This window comes from Streptomyces sp. NRRL S-495, assembly GCF_000966955.1.
GTDB lineage: Bacteria > Actinomycetota > Actinomycetes > Streptomycetales > Streptomycetaceae > Kitasatospora > Kitasatospora purpeofusca.
In genome coordinates this window covers 1-9,344 of sequence record NZ_JZWY01000915.1, presented here as the reverse complement: position 1 = coordinate 9,344, position 9,344 = coordinate 1, and the positions used below count along the sequence as shown (strand labels likewise).

General features: G+C 69.4%; 8 protein-coding genes and 1 pseudogene. 6 read left to right on the top strand and 3 right to left on the bottom strand.

The window, feature by feature from the left end; genetic code table 11:
- Window positions 1-632 precede the first annotated feature (632 nt).
- Window positions 633-2,291, bottom strand: coding sequence for an ISL3 family transposase (locus VR45_RS36125; protein WP_234326493.1), 1,659 nt, complete (start codon window positions 2,289-2,291; stop codon window positions 633-635).
- Between the two features lie 699 nt (window positions 2,292-2,990).
- Between VR45_RS36125 and VR45_RS36115 the strand changes: the two genes are divergently transcribed.
- The 4 genes from VR45_RS36115 (at window position 2,991) to ugpC (ending at window position 7,162) form a co-directional block, all read left to right on the top strand.
- Window positions 2,991-4,160, top strand: a complete 1,170-nt coding sequence (locus tag VR45_RS36115) for an ABC transporter substrate-binding protein (RefSeq protein WP_234326492.1) — start codon at window positions 2,991-2,993, stop codon at window positions 4,158-4,160.
- 68 nt (window positions 4,161-4,228) lie between these two features.
- The gene (locus VR45_RS36110; protein WP_107084379.1) at window positions 4,229-5,110 is read left to right on the top strand and encodes a sugar ABC transporter permease; all 882 of its coding nucleotides are present in this window, start codon (window positions 4,229-4,231) and stop codon (window positions 5,108-5,110) included.
- Window positions 5,110-5,940 carry a carbohydrate ABC transporter permease gene (locus tag VR45_RS36105; protein WP_045944154.1) on the top strand — a complete coding sequence of 277 codons (831 nt, stop codon included), beginning with the start codon at window positions 5,110-5,112 and terminating at the stop codon, window positions 5,938-5,940. The genes VR45_RS36110 and VR45_RS36105 overlap by 1 nt, the downstream gene beginning before the upstream one ends.
- Before the next feature lie 34 nt (window positions 5,941-5,974).
- Window positions 5,975-7,162: a sn-glycerol-3-phosphate ABC transporter ATP-binding protein UgpC gene (gene ugpC / locus VR45_RS36100; protein WP_045944153.1), complete on the top strand. Its 1,188-nt coding sequence runs from the start codon at window positions 5,975-5,977 to the stop codon at window positions 7,160-7,162.
- Here ugpC and VR45_RS44890 read toward each other — a convergent pair.
- Window positions 7,134-7,409 (bottom strand): IS110 family transposase, encoded by a 276-nt coding sequence (locus VR45_RS44890; RefSeq protein WP_234326490.1) that lies wholly within the window; start codon window positions 7,407-7,409, stop codon window positions 7,134-7,136. The two genes, ugpC and VR45_RS44890, sit on opposite strands and share 29 nt — an antisense overlap.
- Before the next feature lie 254 nt (window positions 7,410-7,663).
- Window positions 7,664-7,792 (bottom strand): annotated as a pseudogene (locus VR45_RS46300) (ISAzo13 family transposase); the annotation flags it as partial.
- A gap of 192 nt (window positions 7,793-7,984) precedes the next feature.
- Here VR45_RS46300 and VR45_RS48140 point away from each other — a divergent pair.
- Together VR45_RS48140 and VR45_RS36090 are read left to right on the top strand one after the other, a co-directional pair.
- Entirely contained in the window at window positions 7,985-8,587 is a 603-nt protein-coding gene (locus tag VR45_RS48140) for a hypothetical protein (protein ID WP_045944152.1), read from the top strand.
- Window positions 8,584-9,207, top strand: coding sequence for a hypothetical protein (locus VR45_RS36090; RefSeq protein ID WP_045944151.1), 624 nt, complete (start codon window positions 8,584-8,586; stop codon window positions 9,205-9,207). Before VR45_RS48140 ends, VR45_RS36090 begins: the two co-directional genes overlap by 4 nt.
- The last annotated feature ends 137 nt before the right edge of the window (window positions 9,208-9,344 follow it).

Below are 9,344 nucleotides of genomic sequence, written 5' to 3'. Positions count from 1 at the left end.
TGACATCACATCACGGTTCTGGCACAGATCTTGGGGAGTCGTCACAGAGGGCGACGGCGTTGTTCGAGTGAGGGGGCGCGGGTCCGGGCCCGTCAGCGTTCCCGCATTCTGGTCCACCACCAGCCGAACATCGCCAAGTCGATGTTGTTGGGGTCGGGCAAGGTACGGCGCTCGAATTCCTCATCGATGCGTGTGATCAGTCGACCCAAATCCCGTTTGGCTCCGGAAGGAAGGTGTCGCATCGCCCGCTCGAGGTCATCACGGGCATCTCCCACTCCGGGCGATTCGAACTCGGAGGCGTCCAGGTAGCGTCCTGGCCGCTTAAAGGATCGCTCGAAACACGAGAGTGCCTTGGCGACCGCGTTAGGCCACATCTCCTGGTCTTCGACCTGGCGGATCGCTGCACGAGTGCGTGCGGAGACACCGGGGACCGTCAGAATCGGATACTGCCATCGTGGCCGCCACCGCTCTGCGCGGACGGCCTTGGGACGCCTACGCGGCATCGCCCTTTCGGATCAACATGGCGCCATCCTGCCACGGCTGGGCACCTGCATGCACTGGCTATTCGCCAGCCGCAGCAGGGGTTCCTACTACCCGGTTCTCGCGGAGCTCTTGGGGAACATCGCGAAGTGTTACTGGAGCAGGATCATCTTGCGGAGTAGTTGGAATCCGGCGCGGCCGTAGAGCTGTCGTTTGATCTTCTTGATGCGGTTGACGGCGCCCTCGATGCTGCCGGAGTTCCAGTCGAGAGTGAGCCCGGCGGTCACGGCGTCGAGGTCTCGGTGCAGGTGGAGTGCGAAGCCGGTGAGGCCGGGTAGCTGGCTGGCGTCGACTGCATCGATCCAGGTGGGGAGTGTGGAGCCGAGGCGGTCGGTGAGTATCTCGCCGAAGTCGCGGACGTGTCCGGCGGCCTGGTCCAGTTCGGGGCAGTGGGCCAAGACCTCCTTCAGGCCTGCCCGGTCGTCCTCGTTCAGGGTCGTGGGGTGTCGGGTGAGCCAGCCGGTCACCTGCCGCACTGTCGGCGGTCGCGGCGGTGCGCCGGCCGGAGCCCTGCGGAGGGTGGCGATGTGGGCGCGGACCATTTGGTAGGTGACGGGCGCGTTGTCGGCAACCAGTTCACTGTGGAGGTGGGTGACGCTGGTGCATCCCTCGGCGAAGCGTCGTTCCAGGTATGGCTTGTAGGGGTCCAGTCTGCTGGGCCGGGGACGGTTTTCGCGGATGGTGTCCCGCCAGCGTGCGGCGTTCGCGTACCGGAGGACGGTGTTGAGACCCCAGCCCAGGTGTCGGGCTATCGCCCGGCGTGAGTGGCCTTGGGCCAGGAGCTCGTGGACCAGGGCGTGTGCCGCTTTCTTTCGCTCGGCGCGCCGGCCGGCGGGCTCCGAGGCGTTCTGCGGTCGACCGGAAACAAGTCCGGTGGCCTCTGGCAGCATGCCGCTGGGCGATGGGTTGCGCAGGCAGTCACGGTGGGCGGCGACGCAGGTTTCCACGGCCCGGCCGAGGCCTTGCCACAGATGGAAACGGTCAGCGACCTGCAGAGCGTCAGGGGCACCGCGGCGGGCGCCTTCTGCGTAGGCGCCGGCCCGGTCCCGGCAGATGATCTCCACGCCGGGGTGACGGACCAGCCACGCAGCCAGTGGCCCGGCTTCACGAGTCGGGAGCACATCGACCACACGATGGTCTTCGACGCTGGTCAAGACGGTGGAGTAGGCCTGACCGCGCCGGATCGCGAAGTCGTCCACGCCCAGCACACGCGGCGTGCTGAACTGCGGATCAGGCAACGCCATGACCCTGCGTATCAAGGTCATCCGGCCGGCTCCGAAGCCCAGCTGGGCAGCCAGCCGAGCGCCGGCCCGCCCGGCCAGTGCGAGACCTACTCGCTCCAGGGTGTGGTTGAGCCGTGTCGTGAACCGTGCGTGCGGGGCAGCCAGCTGCGAGAACGGCTCGGCGAACGTCCGGCGCGGGCAGTCCGGCGACCCGCAGATGAAGCGCCGGACCGTCAACCGGATCACAAAGCCCTGCTCGGCGAGCGGAAGATCCTTCAGCCTGCGCTGGTAGCGGTCGTGGACGCGGTCCGAAAAGCGGCCGCAATCCGGACATGCAAGCTCGGCCGCGCGGCCTCTCGCCACCACCTCGACCGTGCCGAACGCGGCCGTAACCGCCTCGACATCCATATCGTCGATCCCCTCGAACACCAGTGAGTCCCAGAACGGTGCATCGGTCTGCATGACCAGCACCATCACCGGCCACAACCGACCACGGCAGTGGCCGACAGGCACCTGATGGAGCGTCACTTCTGCTCGTCGGACGACAAGGCGTGCGCGGTCTCACGCGAACCGCCTCCTCGTAATCGAACACCAAGGTAACGCTCCGTGACGACTCCCCAAGATCTGTGCCAGAACCCGAAACGCACCTACAAAACCAGAGGCGCATCGGGACGGTGACGATCTCGCTGTCCACGGTCGACGGGACGTAGCCGGGCTCCAGAAGGATGACCTGCGGGTTGGTGGGCCGGCCGGCCGGTCTCGGGGGTGTGGTCCATGGCGTGCTCCAGAGGGGTCGGCCGAGGCCGGCGATGGCCGTGCGGATGGCGGCGAGGACGCTGTGGACGGCGGGGGCGAGGCCGGTGGTGGCGAGTGTTCGTGGCGGCCCGTCCCGACGGCGAGGTCCTCGGCTGCGGCGGCACGATCGCCTGCCTTGCGGCGGCCGGCGTCCGCCTGCCCCTGGTGTCCGTCACTGACGGCGAGGCCTTGCACCTCTGCCGCCGCGCCCCCGGGTTGGGCTGCCCGCCTGACGCGGGGCCCGGCCGCGGAGCGCCGCGCGCCCCGGCGGCGGCATTCTTCGTACCGTGAGCCCATCCGCTCGCCACCGACAGCAGGAGTGCGATGCCCAGGGGCCGAAATTTCCGCTCGCGGTGGCTGGCCGCCGCAGCCGCGCTACCGGTACTCGCCTCCGCCCTCGTAGGCTGCGGGAGCAGCGGGGGCAGCGGCCCAGTGGCTCTGAACTGGTACAACTTCCCGGACGACTCCGGTGCCCTGCAACAGGCCGCAGACCGCTGCGGCCAGGCCTCGGGGGGCCGGTACGTGATCCACTACAACAAGCTGCCGCGCACCGCCGACGGGCAGCGCCAGCAATTGGTCCGCCGGCTGGCCGCGCACGACACCGGGGTGGACATCATCGGTCTGGATGTCACCTGGCCGGCGGAGTTCGCGGAGGCCGGCTGGATCCGTGAATGGACCGGGCCGGTGAAGGAGCGGGCGACCGCCGACACCCTCGCGGCCGCGGTGCGGACCGCGACCTGGAAGGACAAGTTGTACGGCGCCCCTTACAACTCCAACACCCAACTGCTCTGGTACCGCGACGACCTGGTGCCCGCACCGCCCAGGAGCTGGGCCGAGATGCTGGCCCAGGCCGAAGCGTTGGCGAAGGCCGGGAAGCCGCACTACGTCGAGATCCAGGGAGCCCAGTACGAGGGGCTGACGGTCTGGTTCAACACACTGGTCACCAGCGCCGGGGGCACCATCCTCGCCCCGGACGCGCAGGCGCCCTCGCTCGGTCCGCCGGCGGTCGTCGCCGCCGGGATCATGCGGGACGCCGCCCGCTCGGCTGCGGCCGACCCGTCGCTGCCCAACCAGATGGAGGACCAGAACCGGCTCGCCATGGAGTCCGGTACGGCCGCGTTCGAACTGAACTACCCCTTCGTCTACCCGTCGATGAAGGCCAACCAGCCCGAGCTCTCCCCGCACTTCAAATGGGCGCCCTACCCCGGGGTCACGGCGGACCGGCCGGCCACGGTGACGATCGGCGGCATCGACCTCGCGGTCGGCACCTACGGCAAGCACCCCGATCTCGCGTTCGAGGCCACCCTCTGCCTGCGGGACCGCGAGAACCAGCTGACCAACGCGCTCGAGGGCGGCCTGCCGCCCTCGCTGCGCAGCCTGTACCAGGCCGCCGAACTGACCGAGAGCTACCCCTTCGCCGCCGATGTGCTGGCCGCGCTCGAAACCGCCAGCGTCCGGCCGCAGACACCGGCCTACCAGAACGTGTCGATCGCGATCTCGCACACCCTCTCGCCGCCGGCCGCGATCAAGCCCGAGAACACGGTCGCCGACCTGCGGGGGCAGATCGAGGACGCTCTCGGCTCCAAGGGGCTGATCCCGTGAGCACCTCCGCCTCCACGCCCCCCACTCCCGCAGCGCCCACCACGGCCGGCGGTCCGGGCCGGGCCGAGCTGTCCGAGGGCGCCCGGCAGGAACGCAGGCTGGGCCTGCTGCTCTGCGCGCCCGCCGTGATCGTGATGGCCGCGGTCACCGCCTATCCGATCGCCTACGCGATCTACCTCTCACTGCAGCGCTACGACCTGCGGTTCCCGGGCCAGGCCCGCTGGGTGGGGTTCAGCAACTACTGGGCCGTGCTGACCTCGCCCTTCTGGTGGCAGGCGCTCTGGGTGACGGTGCTCATCACGGTGGTGTCGGTGGCCGTCGAACTGGTCCTCGGCATGGCGTTGGCGCTGGTGATGCACCGGGCGATCTTCGGTCGGGGCACGGTCCGTACCGCCGTCCTGATCCCGTACGGCATCGTCACCGTCGTCGCGGCGTACTCCTGGCAGTACGCCTGGACACCCGGCACCGGCTACCTGGCCGCGCTGCTGCCCGCCGGCAGCGCACCGCTGACCGACCAGTGGCAGGCGATCGGGCTGATCATCCTCGCCGAGGTCTGGAAGACCACCCCGTTCATGGCACTGCTGCTCCTCGCCGGCCTCGCGCTCGTCCCGGGGGAGACGGTACGCGCGGCGATGGTCGACGGCGCCACCTTCGGGCAGCGGCTGCGGCTGGTGATCCTGCCACTGATGAAACCCGCGATCCTGGTCGCACTGCTGTTCCGCACCCTCGACGCGTTCCGGATCTTCGACAACATCTACGTCCTGACCGGCGGTTCCAACGACACCGGCTCGGTGTCCATCCTCGGCTACGACAACCTCTTCACCGCCCTCAACCTGGGCATCGGGTCGGCGATCTCGGTGCTGATCTTCCTGTGCGTGGCGGTCATCGCCTTCGTCTTCATCAAGATCTTCGGCGCGGCTGCGCCGGGCGGCGAACCGGAGCGGCGCTGATGTCCCACCGCAGCAGGACCCTCACCGAATGGGGCGTCGTCAACGTCCTCGTCGTGCTCTACGCCCTCTTCCCGGTGTGGTGGATCGTCGCCCTGTCCTTCAAGGACCCGAGCACGCTCGGCGACGGCGACTTCATCCCCCGCAAGTGGACCTGGGAGAACTACCACGGGATCTTCCAGACCTCGGAGTTCACCCACGCCCTGGTCAACTCGATCGGCATCGCGGTGATCGCCACCACGATCGCCGTGGCGCTCGGCACGATGGCCGCGTACGCCGTGGCCCGGCTGCGCTTCCCCGGAAAGCGCCTGCTCATCGGCATGTCGCTGCTGATCGCGATGTTCCCGCCGATCTCGCTGGTCTCGCCGCTGTTCAACATCGAGCGTGTGCTGGGCATCTTCGACACCTGGGTCGGGCTGATCATCCCCTACATGACCTTCTCGCTGCCGCTGGCGATCTACACCCTGTCCGCCTTCTTCCGCGAGATCCCGTGGGATCTGGAGAAGGCCGCCAAGGTGGACGGCGCCACCCCCTGGCAGGCGTTCCGACTGGTGATCGCCCCCCTCGCCGCGCCCGGTGTCTTCACCACCGGGATCCTGGTGTTCATCTTCTGCTGGAACGACTTCCTCTTCGCGATCTCTCTGACCTCCACCACCGCGGCCCGCACAGTCCCGGCGGCGATCGCGTTCTTCACCGGCAGTTCGCAGTTCCAGCAGCCGACCGGCTCGATCGCCGCGGCCGCCGTGGTGATCACCGTCCCGATCGTGATCTTCGTACTGCTGTTCCAGCGCCGCATCGTCGCCGGCCTCACCGCCGGCGCAGTCAAGGGTTGAGCCCGCCCGCCCGGGCGGACCAGGAAGGCAGACCGTGGCCGAGATCGTCCTCGAGGGCATCACCAAGCGCTACCCGGACGGCGCCCTCGCCGTCCAGGACTTCAACCTCACCATCGCCGACGGCGAATTCGTCATCCTGGTCGGCCCCTCGGGCTGCGGCAAGTCCACCACCCTCAACATGATCGCCGGGCTGGAGGACATCACCGAGGGCACCCTGCGGATCGACGGCCACGTGGTCAACGACCGCGCACCCAAGGACCGCGACATCGCCATGGTGTTCCAGAGCTACGCCCTCTACCCGCACATGAACGTCCGCGACAACATGGGCTTCGCGCTGAGACTCGCGAAGGCCGACAAGACCGTCATCAACGCGAAGGTCGAGGAGGCCGCCCGCATCCTGGACCTCACCCAGCACCTCGACCGAAAGCCCGCCAACCTCTCCGGCGGCCAGCGCCAGCGCGTCGCGATGGGCCGGGCCATCGTCCGGGACCCGAAGGCCTTCCTGATGGACGAGCCGCTCTCCAACCTCGACGCCAAACTCCGGGTCCAGATGCGTACCCAGATCGCGGCCCTCCAGCGCCGACTGGGCACCACCACCGTCTACGTGACGCACGACCAGGTCGAGGCGATGACCCTGGGCGACCGGGTGGTGGTGATGCGCGGCGGCGTCGTCCAGCAGGTCGGCACGCCCCAGGAGCTCTACGACGCCCCCGTCAATCTCTTCGTCGCCGGGTTCATCGGCTCACCCGGCATGAACTTCCTGGCCGCGTCACTGCACCAGGGCAGTATGCGGACCTCCCTCGGCGACCTACCGCTGGAGGACCGCGTCCGCCGCCGGCTGGAAGGGCAGGACGTGCCACGCGACCTCATCGTCGGCATCCGGCCCGAGGACTTCGAGGACGCCGCTCTCGTCGACGAACGGCACACCGGCCACACCTGCACGGCCACGGTCGACGTCCGGGAGTCCGTCGGCTCCGACGTCTACGTCCACTTCACCGAAGAGGGCGCACCGGCCGGATCCGCAGAACTGGCTGAACTGGCAGCGGACTCCGGACGCTCCGACACCGGGATCCAGGGCCACCGGATCGTTGCCCGGCTCAGCCCCGCCACCCGCGCCGCCGAGGGCAGCCCACTCGACCTGTGGCTCGACGCGTCCCGCATCCACGTCTTCGACCCCGCCACGGGCATCAACCTCACCCACCCCGAGCGGCAAAAGGGGTAGCGCGCGGGAGTACCGCTCCCTTGGCGCTGGTGAGGTGACGGTAGACCTCTCGCGCGACGAAGCGCTTGAGGCACCTCAAGATGTCCTTCTTCTTGAGCCCTCGAGGGTGCGTCGTGCGACGTAGGCTCAGCGTGCGCGGGTCGTGACGCATGCGGGCGAGCACGATGGTGTGCAGGGCGCGGTTGGCCTGACGGCCACCGCCGCGATTGAGGCGGTGGCGGTCGGTTCGCCCCGACGGGGCCGGCACGGGTGCGGCGGCACACAGGGCGCACCTGGGGACGACGCGGCACCACCCCGGTGAAGGTCAGCGGCCGGGGTTCCGGGCGGATCTCGGTGGCCGGGCTGCTCGCGATGCGACCCGGCTCGCGCACCCGGCTGTGCCACCGCGTCCTGCGAGACAGCGGCCGCAGGATCGGACAGAGTGTCCTGATCCCAAGAGACCGCCGACGCGCAAACATCGGATGGTGCGCGCTCGTCGGCCGGGGACGTATCGGCGAGGGCGGGGTGCAGGACATAGTTCCAGTCGCCGTGGAAGGTGTGCCGGGTCAGCGGCAGGGCGGCCATGTCAGCGTCGCCGATCCGGACGCCGGTCGGGTAGGTGCCGGTGTCGAGTACGGCGTGGACGCGCACCGTGCAACGAGGGCGCCGATTGTGTCGACGTCCTCGGTCGTCGGCGGTGGCGGTGCTGCCGAACGGAGAGGCACCTGTTGCTTGTCATGGGATCCTCAACTGATCCTCAAGTCTTGCCTGTGTTCTACCAGTTGTCACCCAGGGTCCTCTGTGTCCGATCCGCTTGGGGTCGGGTTTCAGGAGGGGGTTCCGATGATGAAGAAGGCCGTTGCCGGCATGTTCGCAGGCGCTGTGGTGGCTGGGGTCCTGGGGGCTGCGCCGGCGAGTGCCGCCGATGTGGATCCGGGCCGGAGCAGCGACTGCTACGAGCCGGTGACCAACCGCTACTACGAGCAGATCGGCCGGGAGTGGGGTGCGAGCGACAGCGGCACCGTCTCGAACGGCTCCGGGGCCTCGATCAGCCGCGCGATCGCCCGCACGAAGAGCGCGACGCCGAGTGCGACCGCCAGCGCCGAGATCTCGGCCACCGCCGAGGTGTTCGTCGCCGGGATCCAGGCCAAGCTCGGCCTGTCCGTCTCGGTGTCGGCGACCGTCACGAACACGGAGACCTTCACCGTGAACGTTCCGGCGTGGACGACTGTCAGCTACCGCGACGGCCTCGTCGACCGCCGCTTCAGTGTCCGTGTCGTGCGTACCTGCAGCAACTGCCGGACCAGCACGAACTGGGCCACCGCGAGCGCGCCGGAGCGCTACTCCGAGGTCCGCGACGCCCTGGCAGCGCCGGTGCGGGGTACGGCCCCGTTGCGGCCGTACCCCGCACCACCACCGCACCCACCCGCCACGGGAGACCGATGAACCACCGCACCGTACCGGCCCTGCTCGCAGCCCTCGCGGCCCTGACCGTCCTGGCCGCCTGTACGAACGACGAACCCGCAGACAAAGACCGACCCTCCGTGCAGGCTGTTGCGTGCGCGACCGAGTACCACGCCCCGGAAGGCACGCTCCTGCGTCCGGAGAGCCTGTGGCCCCAGGCCCCCTACAGCCGGTCCGAGGCCTCGCTCGCCCTGTCCGCGGGCTGCCCGAAGGCGCCCGCCGCCCCTTCCACCTCCTGCGATCCGGCGGAATTCCCGTGGACCGCCCCGGACGAGCTGCGGGCCGCCCGCCTGCGCGCGGCCGGTGTGGAGACCTGGGTCAAGTCGACGATCACCGGCGGCGGCGCCGGCCAGGGTCTCACCCAGCAGGTACTCGGACTCGCCCCGGCCCAGGCGTCTGCGGCGCTGAATCGCTTTCGTGACCACCTTGTGCAGTGCGGGGCGACCACTGTCACCGAGACCGACGGACATCCGCAGGTCCTCCTGCTCGAAGGCCGGGCCGAGCCGAAACTCCTCGTCGACCTCGCGAACGACCGGATCACCGCGCTCACCCCGTCCGGAGAAGGGTGGACCAGGCAGCAACTGCTGCAGATCCAGCACTGACCCGCGCCCACGGAGCGGGCCGCGTCGGCGCTGACGTCCCGGCATCGCGCCGTCGATGGCGGCGAGCAGGTGGGACCGGCACGGGGACGGCGGCCTCGCGCTGGTGGAGGAGCTGTGCGGTGGCGCGCTCGCCGGGG